Genomic DNA, 21469 nt, shown 5'->3' with positions numbered 1-21469 from the left:
TCTTAGGAAATCTATAGGGATTTCTTTGGAAAAGAAGAAGCGGAATCCTAAGAATGTTTTGGTAGAATCCTCTTATCAAGTGAAGATGAGAGAGGAAAGAACATGACCTGGAAAAACGAGAAAAAATCAAAAGCATTACTTGTGGTATTCGGCATTTACCTGGCGCTACTTGTCTGGTGCATTTTATTCAAATTCGCTCTGCGCCCGGAAGAAATTCCGCACCTGCGGGGGATTAATCTGATTCCGTATGCGGCGTCGGTTGTGGTGAACGGGAAAGTGCAGATTAGTGAAATTATCGAAAATATGCTGGTCTTTCTGCCGTTCGGCCTCTGCATCTCAGCCTTCTATCCGGACAGCGAAATCCAGAACCGCATTCTCCTTGCATCGGGACTGAGCCTGTTTTTTGAGGTGACGCAGTATATTTTTGCGATCGGCGCGAGTGATATTACGGATGTGATCGATAATACGCTTGGCGCGGTGATCGGAATTCTATTGTATCTGGGGATGAAAAAAATCTGGAAAGAGAAGACGGGAAAGATCATTACCATTCTGGGAGCGGTGCTGGAAGTGCTGTTTCTGGCGTTGTTGTTTTTTACGTTTGCGGCGAATGGGATGTTTTAAGATTGGAATTCAGGAAAGGATAGTGTATAATCGAGAAAAGGACAAATTCCGAAAGCAGGTGTGATGGATGGAAAAAGTAATCAGTATAGGAAAACAGAATTTTGCATCCTTAAGGGAAAACCATTATTTCTTTGTGGATAAATCTCACTTCATCAAGGACTGGTGGGAAAACGGAGATGAAATCACCTTGATCACCCGCCCCCGCCGCTTTGGCAAGACACTGAATATGAGTATGCTGGACTGCTTTTTCTCTAATAAATATGCCGCCCGGGGCGATCTGTTTGAAGGACTTGGCGTTTGGAAAGAAGAAAAATATCGGGAACTGCAGGGAAAGTATCCGGTGATCTTTTTGAGTTTTGCAGCCGTGAAAGCAGATCAGCTTTCGGAAGCAAAAATTCAGATCAAACAGCAGATTGCGAGAGTGTATGAAGAAAACCGTTATCTTCTGGATGGGGATCTGCTGAGCGGAAATGAGAAGAAAGCATACAACGAGGTCAATCTGCATATGGGTGATGCGGAGGCCGCAGCGGCACTCAATAATATGAGTATGTATCTGGCGCGGTATTACGGCAGAAGAGTGATTATTCTGCTGGATGAGTACGACACGCCGATGCAGGAAGCGTATGTCCATGGCTACTGGGCGGAATTTACAACGTTTGTGCGGAGTCTGTTTAATGCGACGTTTAAAACGAATCCTTATCTGGAACGTGCGATGATGACCGGAATCACGAGGGTTTCGAAAGAAAGTATTTTTTCTGACTTAAATAATCTGCGTGTGGTGACGACGACATCGGATCTGTATGCGGACTGTTTTGGATTTACCGAAAAGGAAGTTTTTGCATCTCTGGACGAGTTCGGAATGGGAGACAAAAAGGACGTTGTGAAGCAGTGGTATGATGGATTTATCTTTGGCGGACACCGCGATATCTACAATCCATGGTCGATTACCAATTATTTAAAAGAAAAGAAACTGCGCCCGTACTGGGCAGATACGAGTTCGAACGGTCTGGTGGGAAAGCTGATCCGCACCGCCTCGCCGGAAATCAAAGAGTATATGGAAGATCTACTGAACGGACAGGCAGTCACGGTGAACTTTGATGAGCAGATGGTGTTTGAACAGCTGGATTACAATGAAAATGCAATCTGGAGTCTGCTGCTCGCGAGCGGTTATCTGAAAGCGGAAGAGGTGGAGTATCGTGGAATTACTTTGAAGCCGTGGTATCAGCTCCGTATCACCAATCTGGAAACGGTGAGCATGTTTGATGATATGTTCCGCGGATGGTTTGAAGCATCGGAAGCGGGGTACAGCAGTTTTGTAAAAGCACTGATGCAGGGCGATCTGGAAGCGATGAATTATTATATGAATAAAGTGTCCCTTGCGACCTTCAGCCATTTTGATGTCGGCGGGGAAACAAATGAAAGCCTGGAGCCGGAACGATTCTATCATGGCTTCGTCCTGGGACTGATGGCAGAACGCGCAGAGTGTTATCAGATCCGGTCGAATCGGGAAAGTGGATTTGGACGGTATGATGTGATGATGATTCCGAAGAATAGAGAAAAAGATCCGGCGATTATTATTGAATTTAAAGTCTGCAGCCGGGTAAAAAAGGAGACACTGGAAGATGCGGTGCAGGAGGCTTTAAAACAGATCGTGGATAAAAAATACGACGCAGAACTGGTGGCCCTTGGCGTGCCGCAGGAAAGGATCCGGCATTATGGGTTTGCATTTGCGGGGAAGAATGTGTTGATTGGAGCAGAATGAGAGAAACGGGTGATGAAGGTCATCCGTTTCTTTTGGCGTAAAATGGTATTCCTATTGACTCACTATGATATAGATAGTATGATAAATTTAATTTTTAAAATTTATTTTTACGTGAGGATATTTTATCTATGAAACGATTTTCTTCCACTACCTTAAAAACTGCTTTCGTAAAATCCATCCCGATTTTCTGCAGCTACGTTTTCGTCAGCATGGCCTACGGCATGATGATGGCATCCGCCGGCTTTCCCTGGTATGATTCACTGCTGGTAAGTCTGACGGTCTATACGGGCGCGTTCCAGTTCGTTCTGATTACGTTTCTTTCTAGCGGCGCTTCCCTCATCACCATTGCGCTCACTGCACTTCTGATGAACAGCCGCCAGAGTTTTTACAGCATTACCTTCCTGAAGGAATTCAAACAGATGGGGCGCCGCAAGCTGTACATGATTCACACGATGACCGATGAGACATACGCCGTAAACTGTACCTTAGATCTTCCGAAAAAAGAAAAAGAGGACACCATGTTCCTCGTCGCTCTGTTCAGCCGCTACTATTGGATAGTTGGTTCGGTTCTCGGCGGCATTTTAGGCCAGATCGTTCCATTTGACCTGACGGGCCTTGATTTCTGTATGACAGCCCTGTTTCTCATTATCTTCATTGACCAATGGGAAAAAGCAGAGAAGCACACGCTGGCGCTGTCTCCGCTCTGATCACCTTCGGACTCCGTGCACTCCCGTTTCTTGCATTTTCCGGCAGCCGTAAAATGCCCGCATCACTCGAACGACTCGGCCAGGCACTGCCGTCTGCCATCATGGCGGTACTGATCATTTACTGTATGAAAGATATTCCCACCGGCGGTATCTCTGCCGCAGTACCGAAACTGCTCGCAGCAGCGGTCGTTTTTATCACCTACAAATGGAAACACCAGACCCTCGTCTCCATCCTTCTTGGAACCATTTCGTATATGATGCTTCTGCGTCTCTTTTAAAAAGAAACGGTGCAGTTCTGAATTCATGGCAGAAATTCAGAACTGCACCGTTTTTCTATTCTCTATATGCATTAGAAGGATTGGCAATTATTCGATGACTTCGTACTCTCCGTCGCCCGTCTTTTTGAATAACGGAAGCTTCTGCAGAAATACAATATCTTTTCGATCAGCAGCATCGCCCTCAGCAAGGATCGCTGCTTTTTTTACAACCTCTGCACTGGCATTCGCCATCAGGCATTCCAGTGCGTGCAGGGACTCGCCGGTGGAAATGACATCATCCAGCAGGCAGACACGTTTGCCGCGGATTTTATCTGCGTCTTTTCCATCCAGACAAAGATGCTGCTCACCCGCTGTTGTAATCGAATGAACGGATGCGGAAACCACATCTTTCATGTAGGATTTTGTGCTTTTTCGTGCAACGATAAATTCTTTATGGCCCAGCTCTTTGCTTACTTCATACGCTAGGGCAATACCTTTCGCTTCTGCGGTGACAATGGCATCGACTTCTCCGATTTTTGCGGCCAGCTCCGGCGCACATGCACTTACCAGCTCGGTGTCACCAAGGACAACAAAGCTTGCAAACGCCATCTCCTCACTGATCGGGATAAATGGAAGTGTTCTTTTCACTCCGCAGAGCTCCATGCTGTATTCTTTCATACGATTTTCCTCTTATGTTACTGAATTTATAATCCAAGCAGTTTTGCAGCAACACCGGCCAGCATTCCGAGGAACGGGTTTGTTACTGCAGTGACAACCATTGTGGTTCCGCCGACGGCTGCATTGATAGCGAAGGCAGACGGCGCATCCAGTACAACGGTTTTGAAGATACCGAGTACAAACAGGAAACCTGCGATCGAAGAAGACGGAACAAATTTTCCGATTTTCGGAAGCAGTTTCAGAAGCAGAATTACACCGATCACAACCATCATGATGACACCAGCCCATACAGCGTGCGGTGCATTGGCAGTTGCGGAAATGATTGCCTCAACCGGGGCTCCTCCGAAAAAGGAAGAAAACATATCGGCCAGGGAAGAAATCACGGTCAGGTTATCGACGTTGTAATTTCCACCGGTTGCCATTCCTGCGGTAATTCCGCCGAAGGAAATGTTGGAACCAATGTTCAGGCAGACCATACCGAGTGCGCCGAGAATTACGTTGGCATTGATTGTAAATTTCTGGCGGACAAATTTATCATCCTCTACGACAATGCTGGATTTCTCTTTGTTGAAAAATGCATTGGCAATGCAGGATGCTACAACGGAAATGACGATGGTATAAACCAGGGTATTGGCACTGTCTTTGGTAAAGTAATAGGTGATCAGTGCTGCGGCCAGGGAAACACCGCCGGAAATGGCATCACTCTTGATCATATCGATCGCGGCCTTTACCAGAATGATACCGACACCGGCCATCATTCCATAGGCAACATCCTCACCTACAAAGTTTACGATTTTTGTCAGCAGTCCAAACACTCCGATCAGAGCCATAATCACACCGCCGATAAAAATCATCGTACAGCGTTCCGAACGGTCTTTTCCAGCCGTTCCGGCGTAAGTGATCGTCTCCGCCTGGAAGGAAATTGGTGCGACACTCTGCGTAATCGTATTGCCCACCGCACCAACAAAGAATGCCAGCGCCGTCGGAACCGATGCAAATCCAAACGTCAGAGCAAGAAGACCCTGCGGCAGACCATTCAGCACAACGCCGATGATTGCCAAAAGATCTGTTAAAATGGCTTTCATACTAAATACTCCTCCTCACTATGAAATATGTCGTTTTGAAGCAAAGAAAAGTGTAGCACCAAAACCGGTCAAAGTAAACCAGATCAGTCATGAAAGGTTTTTGTCAGTGATAATAAGTCAATCTTATATACAAAATATTATTATTTCTGTGTGCTAATAAATCAAGAGGATTTTTAAATGTCTGCATAACCAATAATCAATAGTTACAAAACTGGGTGCCATTATTTGGAATTGTGCATATAGAAGCGAAGAAAAAGATTTGCTATACTAAATCTGTATAAGGGTTTTTATCACAGTTATAAGAAATGGAAAGGGGATTTTTACTTATGGCAATTACAGAGACAAAAACAAAATATGGACAGGTTCATGGTGTGCAAAAAGACGGCTACACGGTATTCCGCGGCGTTCCGTACGCAAAGCCGCCGGTAGGCGAAAAACGATTCTGCCCGCCGGAAGAGCCGGCGTGCTGGGAGGGCGTTTATAAGGCGGATCATTTCGGATGCGTCTGCCCGCAGACCGAGCATGAGCCGGACTCCTTCTATGGAAAAGAATTTTATCTCGACCCGGAATTCGGCATGAAGCAGAGTGAGGACTGTCTGTACTTAAACATCTGGACACCGGCAAATACAGTGGATGAAAAACTGCCGGTTGCTTTCTGGATTCACGGCGGCGCGTTTATGCACGGCTTCAGCCACGAATCCGAATTTGATGGAGCTGCTTACTGCGAACGCGGAGTGATTCTCGTTGCGATCAATTACCGTCTCGGTGCTTTCGGATTTTTGGCACATCCGTGGCTGTCCGAGGAGAGCGGTGCCGGAAGAAGCGGAAACTACGCGATTCTCGACCAGATCGCAGCACTGAAATGGGTAAAAGAAAATATCGCAGCATTCGGCGGCGACCCGGAAAATATCACCGTATTCGGCCAGTCCGCGGGATGTATGAGCGTACAGACACTCGTCAGTTCTCCGCTGACTGAAAACTGGATCAGCAAAGCCATTTTCCAGAGCGCCGGCGGCTACGACACCGGACTGAACCGCGATATGCCGCTTTCCGAGGCAGAAACCATCGGCCAGGAATTTGTAGAGCTTAGCGGAGCAAAATCGCTGGAAGAACTGCGTGCGATTCCGGCTGAGAAAATTGTGGAGCTGCAGGAGGAGTTTGGCCGCGTAAATCCATCGAGAATGCTGAGCTTCGTACCGAACATCGACAATCATCTGCTGACCTGCGGCTATAACGATGCCGTAACCGAAGGAAAAATCAAGGACATCCCATATATGCTCGGTTCAACTGCAGACGACATCGGTGTGTTCCCGGAGATGAAAGAAAAAGGCGAGCACGGCGGCATCTATAAGGGATGCATCAACTGGAGCATTGCGCTGGAAAAACTCGGAAGAAAACCGGCTTACGTTTACTACTTCACCCGTGCCCTGTTAGGTGACGACGCCGGAGCGTTCCATTCCTCCGAACTCTGGTACATGTTCGGAACCCTGGGCCGAAGCTGGCGCCCGAAAACCGAAGGCGACTATGCCCTCAGCAAAGAAATGATGGACGACTGGACCAATTTCATGAAAACCGGAAACCCGAACGCAGAGGGAAAAGACGACTGGAAACCATGCACAAAGGACGACCCGTATGTGCAGGTGCTGGATGTGAGAAAATAAGCAGAAGGAAATAAAAATGGCAATCGAATATAAAAGACTTACCCAAAAGGAACTGGATTTTTTCATTCAGATGAGAATCCATCAGCTTCGCGAAGAGGGGGCAAAAGAAGAAATTGATTTAGCACCTGCGTTAAAAGATTACTATGAACGTCATATGGCGGATGGTACTTTTGTATCTTGGATTGCTGTTGACGGAGAGAGCATCATCGCAACAAGTGGAATGTCATTTGTAGAAAAACCTCCATACTTTGGATGCCCGAGCGGCAGAATTGGATTACTGTCCAGTATGTTTACAGATCCGGCGTATCGAAGAAGAGGTATTGCAAAAGAATTGCTGTCCCGTGTGATAGAAGATGCAAAAGAATATGGATGCGGAACAATACAGATTACGGCATCGGATATGGGCGTTAAGTTGTATACAGATTTTGGATTTGTGCACAATGGGAATTTTATGCAGTATAAATTGTAATGTCCCTCAGAAAGAGATATTCTCTCCACTGGCTGCGATATTGGAAAAATATTCAACAAATAATAGCAAGGATTCTCTCACCTCTATAGGTGGTGAGATGAATTGCAAATAAGAAAGTTAACGGCAGTGGCGGGCGGAGAGAAATCGGTATCCCCCACTGACATGAGGCAAACCACAGTCAGCATTTTGCTGACATGTCAGACTCTGTGAAATTACCGACTGTGGATTGAAACAAAGAAAGAGGAAAAATTAGAATAAAGAAAGAGCAGCATTTTACCGACGTGTGAAAGGTAAAAATGCTGCTCTTTTTGCGTGGCAGAATCAGTCGTCCAGATCGTTGCGCTCGCGGAAGATCTGATAAATGGTGTCGATCAGTTCATCGTCATCGAGGCCTTCGAACTCGGCTTCGTTGACATCGAGATTCTCGGAAATGATGCGCAGAATGTGTACCGGTTCGTCATCGCCGCCGTCGGCCGGATAGAGAACGGCGTACTCATCCTCCTTGTATTCTACGATATCCAGAAGCTCAAAACGGACAGAATTTCCGTCCTGATCGGTAAGGACAATAAGATTGGAATCCATAATTGCAATATACTCCTTTGTGTGTTATTTTTGCCGCTCAAAAACATGCAAATATAAATTTATTATACTATGAGCAATTGGATTTGAAAAGAAAAAAGTGTCTGGTGCGATACGCTTGATATTTTGCGCCGATACGGTATAATGACAACAGAGTAAAAACTGGCGGCTGTGGCCGTACCCGGAAAAATTGGGTGAAAGGAAGAACTTATGAATTATCAGGTATTAGATGTCAAAGTAAAAGATACAGAAGAAACTGCAAAATTATATACGTATTTTCTGGACAACTCGCGTGAGATTGCTCCGGAACGCGTGCGTCCGGTCATCGTGATCTGCCCGGGCGGCGGTTATGAATGGGTGTCCGAGCGTGAGGCAGAGCCGATTGCGCTGAAGTTTGTCGGAGCCGGTTACCACGCTGTTGTTCTGCATTACAGTGTTGCTCCGGCAGCTCACTATCCGACGGCACTCCGCCAGCTTGCCTGGACCGTTGCACATCTGCGGGAGCATGCGGCAGAATATCATATTGATCCGAACAAAGTAGTAGTAGCGGGATTTTCCGCAGGCGGCCATCTGGCAGCATCGTACGGTGTGTTCTGGAAAAAGAAAACATTCCTTGCAGAAGAACTTGGCGTAGACGCAGAGCAGCTTCGTCCGAACGGTCTGCTGTTATCCTACCCGGTTATCACATCCGGTCCGAAAGCGCACCGCGGATCCTTCACCAATCTGCTGGGAGACCGGTATGATGAGCTGGTAGACGAGATGTCTCTCGAGAATCAGGTCAGCCTCGATACGCCGAAGACTTTCCTGTGGCATACCGCGCCGGACGACTGCGTGCCGGTAGAAAACTCCATTCTGTTCTTTACTGCACTGCATGCACTAGAGATTCCGGTAGAAATGCATATTTATCCGGTCGGCGGCCACGGCCTTGGCCTTGCAAGCGAGGAGACACAGAGCTATGAATACCAGAACGCAGTACGCGAAGAGTGCCAGAGCTGGATTTCACTGGCACTGAGCTGGATGCAGCATTTATAAAAAAATGTCCCAGAAGGGAGAACAAAGATGAAAGTATTAATTGTAGTAGATATGCAGAATGATTTTATCGACGGAAGTCTCGGCACGAAAGAGGCGGTCGGGATTGTTGACCGCGTTGCAGAGGTGATGGATTCGTTTGACGGAGCTGTTATCTGCACCAGAGATACCCATTTTGCGGATTATCTGGAAACGTCCGAGGGCAGAAAACTTCCGGTAGAGCATTGTATCGAAGGAACGAAGGGTCATGCACTGCAGGATACAATTCAGAAAATGGCGGAGAAAAAACAGGCCGTGGTGATGAATAAAATCACCTTCGGTGCAAAAAATCTGCCGGAGGAGATCGAAAAACTGGCAGGCGGCGTGCCGGAATTCATTGAACTCGTGGGACTCTGCACCGACATCTGCGTGATTTCCAATTCCATGCTGCTGAAAGCATTTTATCCGGAAGTGCCGATTTCTGTCGATGCATCCGCGTGCGCGGGCGTAACGCCGCAGAGTCATAAAAATGCATTGGAAGCTATGAAAATGTGCCAGATTGACATTGTAAACGAATAGACGGAAAAGAGGAAAAATTATGAGCACAACAAGATTATTTGATCAGGATGCGTACCTGGGTGAATTTGAGGCAACCGTAGAACGGAGCGTCTGCGAGGGCGGCATGTACCGCGTGCTGCTGGATCAGACCGCATTTTTCCCGGAGGGCGGCGGCCAGCCGGCAGATGAGGGAACGCTGGATGGAATTTTTGTAACGGATGTACAGGAAATCGACGGCGAAATCTGGCATACCGTGGAAGCACCGCTCGAGCCGGGCAAAACGGTAGTTGGAAAACTTGACTTTGAAAAACGTTTTTCCAATATGCAGAATCACTGCGGAGAGCATATCGTGTCAGGTATCGTGCATCGGATTTACGGTTTCAACAACGTTGGATTCCATATGGGAAGTGATGTCATTACCGTTGATTTTGACGGCGTTCTGACCGAGGAGCAGCTCTACGATGTGGAGCAGGAGGCAAACGAAGCCGTGCTTCGAAATGTTCCGGTTACGATCAGTTATCCGTCAAAGGAAGAGCTGGAAACCATGGATTACCGGAGCAAAAAAGAGATCGAGGGCCAGGTGCGGATTGTGACGATCGAAGGCTACGACAGCTGTGCGTGCTGTGGAACCCACGTTGCAAAAACAGGGGAAATCCGTCTGATTAAAATCTTAAGTGCCCAGAAATACAAAGGCGGCGTCCGCGTGACCATGCTTTCCGGTGAAAAAGCGTATGCGGATTACTGCTTAAAACACATCAATACCCTCGGCATTGCACGTTTACTTTCTGTAAAACCGGAAGAAGCCGGGGATGCTGTCGTACGGCTGAAACAGAAAAATATTGAGATGAAAAAAGAAATCAAACAGCTCAAAAAAGAACTGTATGCACTGCAGGGAGCACCGGAGAGAAAATAATGGCAAAAGAAAAAGAAATCAAAACAAATGCAATGCGGATTCTGGACCGCCAGAAAATCAAATACGAAGTTCTTCAATATGAATGCGATGAATTTATCGACGGGCTTCACACAGCAGAGAAAACCGGCGCGCCGGTCGAGCAGTCATTTAAAACGCTTGTGGCACAGGGAAAAAGCAAGCAGTATTATGTGCTGGTGCTTCCGATTGCAGAGGAAGTAGACCTGAAAAAAGCCGCAAAAGCGGTGGGGGAGAAATCCATCGAGATGATCCATGTCAAAGATATCACTGCAGTCAGCGGATACGTCCGCGGCGGATGCAGCCCGATCGGAATGAAAAAACAGTATCCGACCGTGATTCAGGAATGTGCGGCGAATTTTGACAAGGTTTACGTGAGCGGGGGAAGAATCGGAACCACGCTGTGCATGGCGCCGGAGGATCTGAAGAAGGTCAGCAGAGCGGAGTATGCGGATTTTATTCAGTAAAAACAGAAGAAACTGTATGGAAGCAGACCAGAACGAAGAAAAAAGTTCTGGTCTGTTTCTTTTTGCTGTGATGCGGCTGGAAGATTTCTTTCAAAAAAGGATCATAAAATAATAGCTAAAAAGCAGCGGTGAAATTGCGATACGATTCTACGAATCCGCGAAAAACGGAAAACCTTTCACACGATTTTTCTTTTGGGTGTGAGAAATTTTCATCCCGTTTTTGGAGGCAATTCACAAACCGGAAAAAATTGCCGAAAACCGCTGGACAAATCGAAAAGAGGCAACTATAATGACCTCACAATCAAGTTGACCCAAACGAAACGGGAGGTGAGAGACAAAATGTCTTTGCAGCACTGTCTGGTACTGACAGTTGCGACAGGGGCGGTATGGATGGATTTAAGAACACGCAGAATTGCAAATGAATGGATTATCACCGCATGGATCGCCGGGCTGGTTACACAGCTCATCCGCTATGGCGCCGCGGGAGCGGGTATTTTTCTTTTTGGGATGCTTTTCCCGATACTCGCACTTTACATTCTGTTCTATTTTCATATGCTGGGCGCGGGAGATATCAAACTCCTATCCGCTGTTGGAGGCTTTCTCGGAGTGCCGGCGATCCTGAAATGTATGATTGTGTCGTTCCTGTCTGGAGCGGTCTTATCTATCGGAATTATTCTCGTCTGCGGAAATTTACCGCAGCGTCTTACCAAATTTTTCAATTATTTCCAAACTTATTTTACCAAAAGAAAATACCAGAAAAAAACAGAGCCGGTTCCCTATTACGATGGGAAGTGGGGCATGGAGTGCATCCATTTTTCCGTTCCCGTGCTGATGGGAGTGCTGCTCTGGATTGGGGGATTTTATTGAATACTGCAAAGAAAAAGAGTGTTTTTGCAGTCTGTGACACGGAAATGGAATATGCACGCAATTTTATGGAATATCTGAACCAGAAGAGAAATATTCCGTTCGAAGTGCATGCGTTTTCCAGTGCGGAGATGTTCCTGGAGTTCGCAAAGAATAACGAAACAGAGATTCTTCTGATTTCGGATAAAGCGATGAAAGAAGAGATCCGCCGGTATCCGATCCGTCAGATTATCATTCTGTCTGAGGGCGTACACAGTCCGGTGCTGGATCAGTATCCGGCGGTCTACAAATACCAGTCGTCGGAAAAGGTGATCCGCGAGGTCATGGCGTGCTACGGCGTAGAAAATGGTGTCGATACATCGCCTGCACTGCTGCCGAAAAAGGAAATGCGTATTATCGGCATTTATTCGCCGGTCGGACGGACGCAGAAGACCTCGTTTGCCCTGACGATGGGGCAGATTCTGGCGAAGGAGCGGGCAGTGCTGTATCTCAATATGGAGAGCTATTCCGGATTTGAACGGCTGCTGGAATGCAGTTACGACAGGGGGATGAGCGATATTCTGTATTATGCGAGACAGGAAAATCAGGGCATCATCTACAAACTGGGCGGAATGGTCCAGTCGATGCAGAACCTGGATTATCTGCCGCCCGCCGCATCGCCGATGGACATTCAGACTGCAAAATATGAAGAATGGAAATGGCTGTTTCAGGAGATTGAGAAGAACAGCAGTTATGAAGTGCTGATTCTCGACCTCGGGGATGGCGTGGCGGATTTGTATCAGATCCTGGATTTTTGCAATGAAATTTACGTTCCGATAAGGAATGATGTGATTTCTGCGGCAAAAATGGAGCAGTTTGAAAATTTGCTGCGCCGGTGGGACTGCCAGTCGGTGCTGGACAAGATGCGGAAAATTCACGTTCCGTTCCACACGGCAAACCGGACGGGAAAAGCCTACTTTGAGGAGCTTGTCTGGAGCGAGCTGGGCGACTATGTGCGTCAGATTCTGCGGGACGGCAGAAGAGGAGAAGAAACATGACAATGCCGGAAATTCTGCGGAGAAAACTGATGGAGCGGATCGATATCGCATCCGAACCGGATGACGGAGAGGTTCTCGAAGAGATTGACCGTCTGATTTTAGGGGAAGAAGAAACACGGTATCTTCCGGTGGCACAGAAGGCGGAGCTGCGCAGACAGCTGTTCTACAGTGTGCGGAGGCTCGATGTCCTGCAGGAGCTGCTGGAAGATGCGGGAATTACAGAAATTATGGTAAACGGTTATCAGCATATCTTCGTGGAACGGAACGGCAGAATCGAGAGATACGGCAAAAGCTTTACCTCCGCGGAAAAGCTGGAGGATGTGATTCAGCAGATTGTAGGCCGGTGCAACCGCGTGGTGAATGAACAGAATCCGATTGTGGATGCACGGCTGGAAAATGGAGACCGCGTCAACGTTGTCATGAAACCGGTCGCATTAAACGGACCGATTCTGACCATCCGCCGCTTTCCGGAGCAGGCGGTGACGATGGAATTTCTGGTCTCCATCGGGAGTATTACAAAAGAGGCGGCAGAGTTTCTGCAGGCTCTCGTCCGGACCCGCTACAGCATGATGATCGGCGGGGCGACCGGATCTGGCAAAACAACATTTCTGAATGCGCTTTCCGCCTACATTCCAAAGGGCGAGCGCATCATAACCATCGAAGACAATGCAGAGCTGCAGATCCAGGGTGTGGAGAATCTGGTGCGGCTGGAAGCAAAAGAGGCAAATCTGGAATCAGGAACAGAAATTACGATCCGCGATCTGATCCGCGCAGCTTTGCGTATGCGGCCGAACCGCGTAATTATCGGCGAAGTGCGCGGAGCGGAAACGTTTGAATTATTATCCGCACTCAATACCGGGCATGCGGGATCTTTGAGCACGGCACATGCAAACAGCGTGAAAGATATGATCTCCCGTCTGGAAACGATGGTGCTGATGGGAGTGCAGCTCCCGTTGGAAGCAATCCGCCGTCAGATTGCATCGGGAATCGAAATTCTCGTGCATTTAGGACGCGGGGAGGATGGAAGCCGTCGGGTGGAGGAGATCGCAGAGATCACAGGGATGGAGGAGGACGAAATCAAAACGGTTTCTTTGTTTCGAAGAGAATATGGGAGAGGCCTGCAAAAGACAGGCGAACTGGTACACAGAGAAAAACTGGAGGGGAAAACAGGATGAGAATACGTGAGGGAAGCCAGGCAAAGACGGGCATGGCAGAGGAGAAGGAGACGAAGGGGATCGACTATCAGACCTGGGAATTTACCGGTCGGGAATATCTCGAAATAGCGGGAATCAGTCTTGGGATTGCCGCCGCTGTGAACCTGCTCTGTTACCGGGCGTGGTGGGCATGCATTGCTGTGGTTCCGGTTGGAATCGTATATTTTCACACGTATCGGAAAAACCGGATTCAGAGACGGAAAGAGGAGCTGTACGACAGCTTCCGGGATCTGATTGCGTGGATGCACACGGCACTGCGTTCCGGCTATTCCATGGAAAATGCAGTGCTGGAGGCGGCAGGACAGCTGGAACAGTCGCTGGGAAAAGAAAACATTCTGGTACAGGAACTGCGCCGGATGCGTCATAAAATGATGATTTCCGTGCCGGTGGAACAACTGTTTCAGGATCTTGCGGTGCGAAGCCGCATTGACGATATTGCGACGTTTGCAAGTGTACTGGTGATTGCGAAGCGGACAGGAGGAAATGTCTGCGAGATCTTTCAGAATACGTGGGATATTTTCTGTACGAGAATTGACACGATGCGGGAAATCCGTGCGGGCGTTTCTTCCCGGCGGTTCGAGCAGAATATTATGAGTGTTGTGCCGTTTGGAATTCTGGGATATGTACAGCTTTCCTTTCCGGAATTCTTAAGTGTGATGTATGGGAATGTAATCGGAGTTTTCTTCATGAGCGGATGCCTTGCCGTGTATCTGGCAGCATGGGTGCTTGGAAAGAAGATTCTGGACATTGAATTTTAAGAAGCAATTGAAGTTTAAAAAGTAAGACTGCGAATCATAACGATTCGTCCGCAAAAAAAGGGAGGAATCAAATGTTGTGGATTTGTCTGACCGCATGGGCGGGGCTGTTCATCTGGTATTTCCGGATGAGAAAAAAGGCGGAAGATCACAAATTGGTGAGACGGATTTTCTGCCTTGCAGCGACAGGGTTTATAGCGGGCACTGCACTCTGCCTTCCGATCGGAGTGCGAAAAGTTTCAGGAGATGAAAAAGCGGAACTTCAACTGGAACGGGGTGCCTTAGGCAGCCAACCGACAGAGGAAAAACTTGAGGTTTCTGTTGGAAATCAGAAACCGGAAAGAATTACACTGTCTGTACCTGCAAGAGCTTACAGCGCAGAAGAGATAGAAGAGGCGTTCAGTGCGGCGATAGAGGCGCTGGATGAAATCATCTTAGGTGAGAATCTGTCTTTTCATACGGTAAACAGAAACATGGATCTGGTTACGGAAATACCGGGAAGCCCGGTGGCGCTTAGCTGGGAAACAGACAGGCCGTTGTTGATTGACAGCCGGGGTTTGCTGTCAGACGAGATTCCCGAAGAAGGAGTGGAGGTTACGCTGAAAGCGGAACTGGAACTTCAGGGGGAAACAACAGAATATATACGGAAGGTTCAGGTCTATCCACCGGAGATAAAAGGGCGGGATGCGGTTCTTAGGGCACTGAAAAAAGCAGTGGAAAAAGAAAACGAAGCGCATCCCGAAGAAACAGCCTATTATCTGCCGGAGACACTGAACGGAGAAACTGTAACATGGTCAAAAGTGCCGGATCTGACAGGTCTGGAACTTATGGCACTTGCCGCGGCGGCAGGAGCAGTCTGCTGGGCGGCAAAAGGAAGGGAACAAGAAAAAGAAAGGCAGAAAAGAGAAGAACAGATGCTGCGGGATTATCCCGAAATTGTCAGCAAAATGGTTCTTCTTCTGGGTGCCGGGCTTGGGATGCGGAAAGTACTCGAGCGGATTGCAGTGGATTACCGGAAAAATCTGGCGCTTGGCGGGCAGAAACGTTTTGCCTATGAAGAGATTGTATTTACCTGCCAGGAGATGGAAAACGGTGTTTCCGAGCAGGAAGCGTACCAGCGCATGGGAATGCGTATGGGAACCGGAGCGTATCGTTCCCTTGCTGTTCTGCTGACGCAGAATCTGAAAAAAGGCAGTAAAGGACTGCTGGAATTATTGAAACAGGAATCGCAGGAGGCCTTTGAGGAGAGAAGAAGGCAGGCGAAAACAACAGGAGAAAAGGCATCGACAAAGCTTCTTCTTCCGATGGGCATGATGCTTGCGGTTGTATTGGTCATACTCACGGTTCCGGCATTTTTGTCCTTTTATGCATAGGGGATGTTTTTATCCCCACAACAGCTGGTAAAGAGAGGGAGGTGGGAATTATGAAGCTGATATCGGAGTTCTGGAAAGAGGAAGATGCGGTGGGTGTTGTGGAAGTGATTCTGATTCTCGTTGTGCTGATCGGACTCGTACTAATCTTTAAAAAGCAGCTTGTGAGTCTGGTCAACAGTCTGATGGAGAAGGTCACAAACCAGAGCAACACCGTATAAACGGGAAAATGTCCAATACGGAACTCCAAAGAAAAATTTAGAAGCCGGTACGGACCTATATGTCATTTGCATATCTGTGTCTCGGTATATCCTTTATCCGATCCACGGCATCTAAAGTTCGAAAAAGTAAAAGTAAAGTGGAAGGAGCTGTATCCCATGAGGGAAAGAGAAAGACAGAAAAGATGGGCAGCCGGAAGCATAACAGCATATTTGTGTCTCGTTCTGATACTGATGCTTTCCCTGATTTCCGGGACAATTGCGTCGGTGCGAAATGCCCATGCACGGGTGATGACGGCCTGCGCAATGGAACAGGGACTGTATTCTCTGTTTGCCGGGTATGACAGAACACTGCTGGGACAGTACGAGCTGTTTTTTTATAACGGCGGGGATAAGAGCGGTGTCTGGAAACCTGAAACCATGAGCAGAAAAGTCGCAGAAACTGCGGGAGAAGTTCTGTCCCCCACTGCATCGGGGATGGGAATTCTATCAGGCAGTTTATCTGGCGGACAGGTTACAGAAGTTTATCTCGGCGGCTATCGTCTTGCGACAGACGAGGAGGGAAGTGCTTTCTCCCGTCAGATCTGTGAGGCAATGAAAGCCAGCCTTGGAACTTATGGAATACAGCAGCTTTCCCAGAAATTAAGAGGAGAACAGGAAACCGTGAAACGTCAGGAGGACGGACAGAGCGGTTACGAGGAAGAGGAGGTTTTAAAACAGTATGAAGAATCCAAACAGTCAGAAGAGGGAACAGAAAAAACAAAAGGTGAAGGAGAATCTGGAAACGGCACGCCTTCGGAACCGGATCAGAAGCAGCCGGTACCGGAAGATTTTGTGAATCCGATTGAGGTCATTCAAAAAGTAATGAAAATGGGAATTTTAGGACTGGTCCTCCCGGAAGGGCAGGCACTGTCGCAGGGGGAAACGGATGTATCGTTTCTTGCATCAAAACGGGAGCTGCAGAGCGGGTTTGGCATGGCAGAGTGTGGAAAAGAACTGAGCTTTGTGGATAAGATACTTTCGTCCGAATATATTCTGTGGAAATTTCCGTGCTATACCAGCAAGGAGAAGAAGGAAGGGCTGCAGTGCCAGGTGGAATATGTGCTCTGCGGAAAAAACAGTGATCAGGATAATCTGGCGGGAACCGTGAACCGTCTGCTGGCGCTGCGGGAGGCGGCAAATCTGGTGTATCTGGCGAAAGATGCGCAGAAGCAGGGCGAGATGGAAGCAATGGCGGGGGTAATTGCCGCGTCGTTTGGAGTTCCGGCGGCGATGCCGGTTGTGAAAATGGCACTTGCCGTGTGCTGGGCATTTGCAGAAAGCATTCTGGATCTGCGGGAACTGCTGGATGGTGGAAAAGTAGCACTGTTCAAAACGGCAGAATCGTGGCAGCTTTCTCTGGAACAGCTTCCGAAACTGCTGGAAACAGGGGATCAGAGCAGAAAAAATGCACCGGGCGGCATGGAGTATTCCGATTATCTGCGGCTGCTTTTGATGCAGAAATCGGGAAAAGCGGTAACGTTTGGAGCGATGGATCTGGTGGAATACAATATGCGGACAGAACAGCAGCAGCCGGGTTTCCGACTGGATTGCTGTGTCGATGAACTGGAAGCCGGTTTTACGGCGGTAATTGGGAAACGAGAGTATGAGATTACGAGAAATTATGGATATGAGATGCAGGGAGCAGCCTGAAAAATGGGATGACTCCGGCAGGGATACAAAAGGGTGTTCTTCTGAACGGCACATTTATTTCTGGAACCTTATCAAAAAACTTATCCACTCTTCCGGGAATTTTTATAAATCCGGATCAGGAGAGCAGCCTTTTGTAAAACGAAAATGGAACAGGGCAAGCCTGACGGTGGAAGCTTCACTGGCACTTCCTGTTTTTCTGATCGCGGTTCTTGTGTTATTAAAAATCGTGGATCTTTACCGGCTGCATGGAATGCTGACGGTATCTCTGCAGGAGTCCGCGCGGTATCTTTCCGTCTGTGCCTACGCGGTGGATGAGACGGGAAAAGAAACGTATGAAATACCAGAAACGGCTGCGTGCATTGCTTATGCAGAAGCAAAGATTCCAAAAGAAATCCGCGAAAATGGAATGGTGACACTGGCAGGAAGCCGTGTGAAAAATGGATGGCTGGAACTGAAAGCGATTTACTGGCCGAAAATGGGAAACCGCCTCGTTCCGGTGCGGAACCGGGGAATTGCAGCGTGTGCGAAAGTGCATCTGTTCTGCGGAAAGACAGAAGAGGAGGCGGATGAAGAAGAGGGCGAAGCAAAACAGATGGTGTGGGTGACTGAGAACGGCAGTGTGTATCATACCGATTCGTCGTGCAGTCATATCAATCTTTCGATCCAGGTTTCCTCACCGGGTGCGCTTGCGTGGAAACGGAATCAGGATGGAGAAAAATATAAGGAATGCGAACAGTGCGTGGGAAATGGCGCTGCGGGTGCGGAAGTTTACTATACGAAATACGGAAACCGGTATCATAACAGTCTTTCCTGCAAAGGGCTGAAACGTAAAGTAAAACTTGTAGCACTGGAACAGACGGATGGACTGCCGCAGTGCTCGAAATGCGCGAAAAAGGCGGCGTAAGAAAGCCGGATATGAGCAGAGCAGGTGTCTTCTTTCCGGGTGAGACTGGAAAGAAGGACGGTAAACAGAAACTCGGGTTTGCGGAAAGGAGGCCGCGGCTGTGTATCAGGAAGAAGTAAAGAGTGCAATTATATTGCTGTATCTGGGGATTCTTGCCGGAATGGATGTGAGGAAACGGCAGATCAGCCTTGTCCTGACCGGTGTTTTATTCCTTGCAGGCATTGGATGGCAGATTCTGGTGGAACAGACATCGTGGCTGGAATGGCTGCTGTCCCTGCTGCCGGGAGCAGGATTTCTGACGCTCAGTTATATATCACGGGAACAGGTGGGATACGGGGACGGCCTTCTGCTTCTGACGGTTGGAATCTGGCTGGGATTTGGGCAGACATTCGGCGTTCTGACGCTGGGACTCATTCTCTGTTCGGTACTCTGCGGAGTCCTTCTGATGCGGAAGAAAATACGGAAACAGGATTCCATACCGCTGGTGCCGTTTCTGCTGCTTGGATTTGTGGGGAGGTGCGGAATGCTTTGAAAGTGAAAATGAGAAAAGCAAGTATTACGGTAGAGGCAGTTCTGGTCGTGCCGCTTGTTCTGATGGTGATTTTTCTTCTGCTGTCGCTGACCTTTTTTGTACACGCACGGAGCTGGTATACATTTGCGGCATATGAAAGCACAATGCTTGCCGCCAGTGAAGGCCGTCTGTCTGTGGAAAAAGGAGAGGCAGCCGCCCAAAGCCGGATGGAATGGTGGATTTCCCAGATACCGCTTCCGGCTGAACCGGTGACCGTACAGACGGAATGCAGAGAAAAAGAGATTCAGATAAAAGCAGAAGGAAACATTCTGCCAATCTGGAGCCGGAACGCGTGGGAATATTCGGTTTTGAGTGAAAGCAGGAGAAACAATCCGGTGAAAACGATCCGGAAGATACGGGCAGTAAAACAGATCTGGAACCAGAAGTAAGGACGGAAGCGGAGAAATGCAGATTGATTATAAAAGAGATTTGAATCATACATATGTTATTTTACAGGAGGAAAAAGAGCCGGACACGGCGTCGTATCAGATCCGTATGCTGCTGACAAACACAATCCCAGGGCTTTTGGACTGCAAAATCGGGAAAATGGATGATAAAACATTGTTTTACTATGAGGTGACATCAAGGCAGTCGCTTCAGAGTGTGTTTGAACAGCGCTCGATTGGGGCGGAGGCGCTGCGGAAACTATTTGAACAGCTGCTGGATCTTCTCGAAGAACTGGGGCAGTACCTGCTTGCACCGGACGGCCTCGTTCTGCAGCCGGAGCTGGTTTTTGCAGATGCAAATCTGGAGAACTTTTCCTTCTGTTATCTGCCGGGAAAGCAGGGACACACAGGCTGTTTTCAGAAGCAGATCCGGGAGCTGATGGAATATCTGCTGCCGAAGCTGGATCACCAGGAGCAGGATGCGGTAGTACTCGGGTATGGACTGTATCGGGAGATTTCGGCGGAGATCTTTTCGGTTGAGATGATTCAGGCACTCTTATATCAGACAGGGAAAGAGAAGAAAGAAACGACGGAGCAGGAGGGAAAAGAGCGTCCTAGGGAAGAAAATCCGCCTGTACAGATGGAGGAAACACTTTGGGGAGAACAAGAAGCGGAAGCGGCGGAAAATTTTTTTGTGGAAGCGGAGGAAGAAAAGGATGAAGGACGCTGGAAAAATATTGTGGAAGCAGTGATCTGCATCGGATTTCTGGGAGGTGTGCTGGCACTGCGGTGGACACAGGCCGAAACTGTTTGGTATCTGGTGCTGGGAGGAGCGGCGGCTGTTGTGGGAATTGTAAGTCTGGCATTGGAACTTGCCAGCCGATGGAAAAAGCGGCAGTCGGGAACAGAAACAGGAAGCTATGGGAAGGCCGCAGGAATCCGGAAACAAGGAGAAACAGGAGATGTATTTTCGGAATATCAGAATCGGAAGGGCTTAAAACAGAAAGATGGAACATGGAATCCGAAAAGCGATACAGAACAGCAGGGATGGAAAAGGGATTCCTCAGTCGAAAAAGAGAAAACATGGGAAAAGAATGAAGAACAGGAAAACAGAAAGATGCACAGCCTGATGGAATTGGAGGGGCATGAAGAGGATCTGTTTGGAAAAACGGAACTGCTGACCAGCCCGGAGGATGAGGGAAGGGCATATCTGATTCCGATAGATCCGATTGATCTTCCGCTGATTCCGATTGAACGCGGAAGCACATTGATTGGAAAACTGTCAGCGGCGGCAGATGTAATTCTGCCATACCGTACGGTAAGCCGCCTTCACGCAAAGCTGGTCAGTACAGAAGAGGGAGATTATCTGCTGGATCTGAATTCGCGGAACGGAACAACGGTGAATGGCGTTCCATTGATGGGCGAGACAAAAAAGAAGCTGGAGGATGGAGACGATATCTCATTTGCCGGGAAGAAATACCGGTATAAGGCGGGAGAGAAAAACAGAAATTAGAGAAAAATGACGCATTACACTTTTTCGATTTGGAGAAAGCGCTGGATGCGTTATTTTTAATATGGCAGAATGATCAAAGAAAAAAGTTATGCGAATGAAACAAAAATATTATAGAAAAGAAAATTATGCATAAAATTAAAAAAAGAAATAATGTAAAAAATAATG

At 48.1% G+C, this 21469-nt stretch carries 24 protein-coding genes; 21 read left to right on the top strand and 3 right to left on the bottom strand.

Annotated elements, in window-relative coordinates; translation table 11 throughout:
* The first annotated feature begins 102 nt into the window (after positions 1 to 102).
* The 4 genes from DXB83_RS09990 to DXB83_RS09975 all read left to right on the top strand — a co-directional run bounded on the left by DXB83_RS09990 (position 103) and on the right by DXB83_RS09975 (position 3368).
* Positions 103 to 621: a VanZ family protein gene (locus DXB83_RS09990; protein WP_118697531.1), complete on the top strand. Its 519-nt coding sequence runs from the start codon at positions 103 to 105 to the stop codon at positions 619 to 621.
* 67 nt (positions 622 to 688) lie between these two features.
* A complete protein-coding gene (locus DXB83_RS09985) occupies positions 689 to 2383 on the top strand; it encodes an AAA family ATPase (protein ID WP_118697530.1) in 1695 nt (564 codons plus the stop codon).
* Positions 2384 to 2511: 128 nt separating this feature from the next.
* Positions 2512 to 3090, top strand: a complete 579-nt coding sequence (locus DXB83_RS09980) for an AzlC family ABC transporter permease (protein WP_055265510.1) — start codon at positions 2512 to 2514, stop codon at positions 3088 to 3090.
* A complete protein-coding gene (locus DXB83_RS09975; protein ID WP_055265512.1) occupies positions 3045 to 3368 on the top strand; it encodes a branched-chain amino acid transporter permease in 324 nt (107 codons plus the stop codon). Before DXB83_RS09980 ends, DXB83_RS09975 begins: the two co-directional genes overlap by 46 nt.
* A gap of 87 nt (positions 3369 to 3455) precedes the next feature.
* On the opposite strand, the gene DXB83_RS09970 is transcribed toward DXB83_RS09975, so the two are convergent.
* Complete coding sequence (locus DXB83_RS09970; RefSeq protein WP_055265514.1) at positions 3456 to 4025, bottom strand: phosphoribosyltransferase family protein; 570 nt, start codon at positions 4023 to 4025, stop codon at positions 3456 to 3458.
* 26 nt (positions 4026 to 4051) lie between these two features.
* Positions 4052 to 5110, bottom strand: coding sequence for a benzoate/H(+) symporter BenE family transporter (locus tag DXB83_RS09965; RefSeq protein ID WP_055265516.1), 1059 nt, complete (start codon positions 5108 to 5110; stop codon positions 4052 to 4054).
* A 326-nt stretch (positions 5111 to 5436) separates the two neighbouring features.
* Here DXB83_RS09965 and DXB83_RS09960 point away from each other — a divergent pair, with 326 nt between their 5' ends.
* Both DXB83_RS09960 and DXB83_RS09955 read left to right on the top strand, forming a co-directional pair.
* Positions 5437 to 6771, top strand: a complete 1335-nt coding sequence (locus tag DXB83_RS09960; protein ID WP_117804848.1) for a carboxylesterase/lipase family protein — start codon at positions 5437 to 5439, stop codon at positions 6769 to 6771.
* A 16-nt stretch (positions 6772 to 6787) separates the two neighbouring features.
* Positions 6788 to 7240, top strand: a complete 453-nt coding sequence (locus DXB83_RS09955) for a GNAT family N-acetyltransferase (RefSeq protein WP_117761906.1) — start codon at positions 6788 to 6790, stop codon at positions 7238 to 7240.
* 321 nt (positions 7241 to 7561) lie between these two features.
* On the opposite strand, the gene DXB83_RS09950 is transcribed toward DXB83_RS09955, so the two are convergent.
* Entirely contained in the window at positions 7562 to 7822 is a 261-nt protein-coding gene (locus tag DXB83_RS09950) for a DUF1292 domain-containing protein (RefSeq protein ID WP_022461956.1), read from the bottom strand.
* A gap of 207 nt (positions 7823 to 8029) precedes the next feature.
* Here DXB83_RS09950 and DXB83_RS09945 point away from each other — a divergent pair, with 207 nt between their 5' ends.
* The 15 genes from DXB83_RS09945 to DXB83_RS09875 all read left to right on the top strand — a co-directional run bounded on the left by DXB83_RS09945 (position 8030) and on the right by DXB83_RS09875 (position 21304).
* A complete protein-coding gene (locus DXB83_RS09945) occupies positions 8030 to 8851 on the top strand; it encodes an alpha/beta hydrolase (RefSeq protein WP_022461955.1) in 822 nt (273 codons plus the stop codon).
* A gap of 27 nt (positions 8852 to 8878) precedes the next feature.
* Positions 8879 to 9406, top strand: coding sequence for a cysteine hydrolase family protein (locus DXB83_RS09940; RefSeq protein ID WP_055219083.1), 528 nt, complete (start codon positions 8879 to 8881; stop codon positions 9404 to 9406).
* Between the two features lie 19 nt (positions 9407 to 9425).
* Positions 9426 to 10298, top strand: coding sequence for an alanyl-tRNA editing protein (locus DXB83_RS09935; RefSeq protein ID WP_022461953.1), 873 nt, complete (start codon positions 9426 to 9428; stop codon positions 10296 to 10298).
* Complete coding sequence (gene ybaK / locus DXB83_RS09930; RefSeq protein ID WP_022461952.1) at positions 10298 to 10780, top strand: Cys-tRNA(Pro) deacylase; 483 nt, start codon at positions 10298 to 10300, stop codon at positions 10778 to 10780. Before DXB83_RS09935 ends, ybaK begins: the two co-directional genes overlap by 1 nt.
* A gap of 339 nt (positions 10781 to 11119) precedes the next feature.
* Complete coding sequence (locus DXB83_RS09925) at positions 11120 to 11647, top strand: A24 family peptidase (RefSeq protein ID WP_022461951.1); 528 nt, start codon at positions 11120 to 11122, stop codon at positions 11645 to 11647.
* Complete coding sequence (locus tag DXB83_RS09920) at positions 11644 to 12681, top strand: hypothetical protein (protein ID WP_226906364.1); 1038 nt, start codon at positions 11644 to 11646, stop codon at positions 12679 to 12681. Before DXB83_RS09925 ends, DXB83_RS09920 begins: the two co-directional genes overlap by 4 nt.
* The gene (locus DXB83_RS09915; protein WP_117804846.1) at positions 12678 to 13856 is read left to right on the top strand and encodes a CpaF family protein; all 1179 of its coding nucleotides are present in this window, start codon (positions 12678 to 12680) and stop codon (positions 13854 to 13856) included. The genes DXB83_RS09920 and DXB83_RS09915 overlap by 4 nt, the downstream gene beginning before the upstream one ends.
* Entirely contained in the window at positions 13853 to 14653 is an 801-nt protein-coding gene (locus DXB83_RS09910) for a type II secretion system F family protein (protein ID WP_055226606.1), read from the top strand. The genes DXB83_RS09915 and DXB83_RS09910 overlap by 4 nt, the downstream gene beginning before the upstream one ends.
* Before the next feature lie 71 nt (positions 14654 to 14724).
* Entirely contained in the window at positions 14725 to 16023 is a 1299-nt protein-coding gene (locus tag DXB83_RS09905) for a type II secretion system F family protein (protein ID WP_055219115.1), read from the top strand.
* Positions 16024 to 16073: 50 nt separating this feature from the next.
* Positions 16074 to 16241, top strand: coding sequence for a Flp1 family type IVb pilin (locus DXB83_RS09900; RefSeq protein WP_022461946.1), 168 nt, complete (start codon positions 16074 to 16076; stop codon positions 16239 to 16241).
* A gap of 156 nt (positions 16242 to 16397) precedes the next feature.
* Positions 16398 to 17930, top strand: a complete 1533-nt coding sequence (locus DXB83_RS09895) for a DUF5702 domain-containing protein (protein ID WP_117804845.1) — start codon at positions 16398 to 16400, stop codon at positions 17928 to 17930.
* Entirely contained in the window at positions 17884 to 18834 is a 951-nt protein-coding gene (locus tag DXB83_RS09890; RefSeq protein ID WP_147342475.1) for a TadE/TadG family type IV pilus assembly protein, read from the top strand. Before DXB83_RS09895 ends, DXB83_RS09890 begins: the two co-directional genes overlap by 47 nt.
* Positions 18835 to 18934: 100 nt before the next feature.
* The gene (locus tag DXB83_RS09885; protein WP_022461943.1) at positions 18935 to 19366 is read left to right on the top strand and encodes a prepilin peptidase; all 432 of its coding nucleotides are present in this window, start codon (positions 18935 to 18937) and stop codon (positions 19364 to 19366) included.
* A gap of 2 nt (positions 19367 to 19368) precedes the next feature.
* Positions 19369 to 19794, top strand: a complete 426-nt coding sequence (locus DXB83_RS09880) for a TadE/TadG family type IV pilus assembly protein (protein ID WP_226906365.1) — start codon at positions 19369 to 19371, stop codon at positions 19792 to 19794.
* Between the two features lie 16 nt (positions 19795 to 19810).
* Positions 19811 to 21304, top strand: a complete 1494-nt coding sequence (locus DXB83_RS09875; RefSeq protein ID WP_117804843.1) for a DUF6382 domain-containing protein — start codon at positions 19811 to 19813, stop codon at positions 21302 to 21304.
* Positions 21305 to 21469: the final 165 nt, after the last annotated feature.

Source organism: Blautia sp. OM06-15AC (genome assembly GCF_003481425.1).
Lineage (GTDB): Bacteria > Bacillota > Clostridia > Lachnospirales > Lachnospiraceae > Fusicatenibacter > Fusicatenibacter saccharivorans.
Note: the sequence above shows the minus strand (reverse complement) of the source record. Positions and strands in the feature narration are given on the sequence as shown.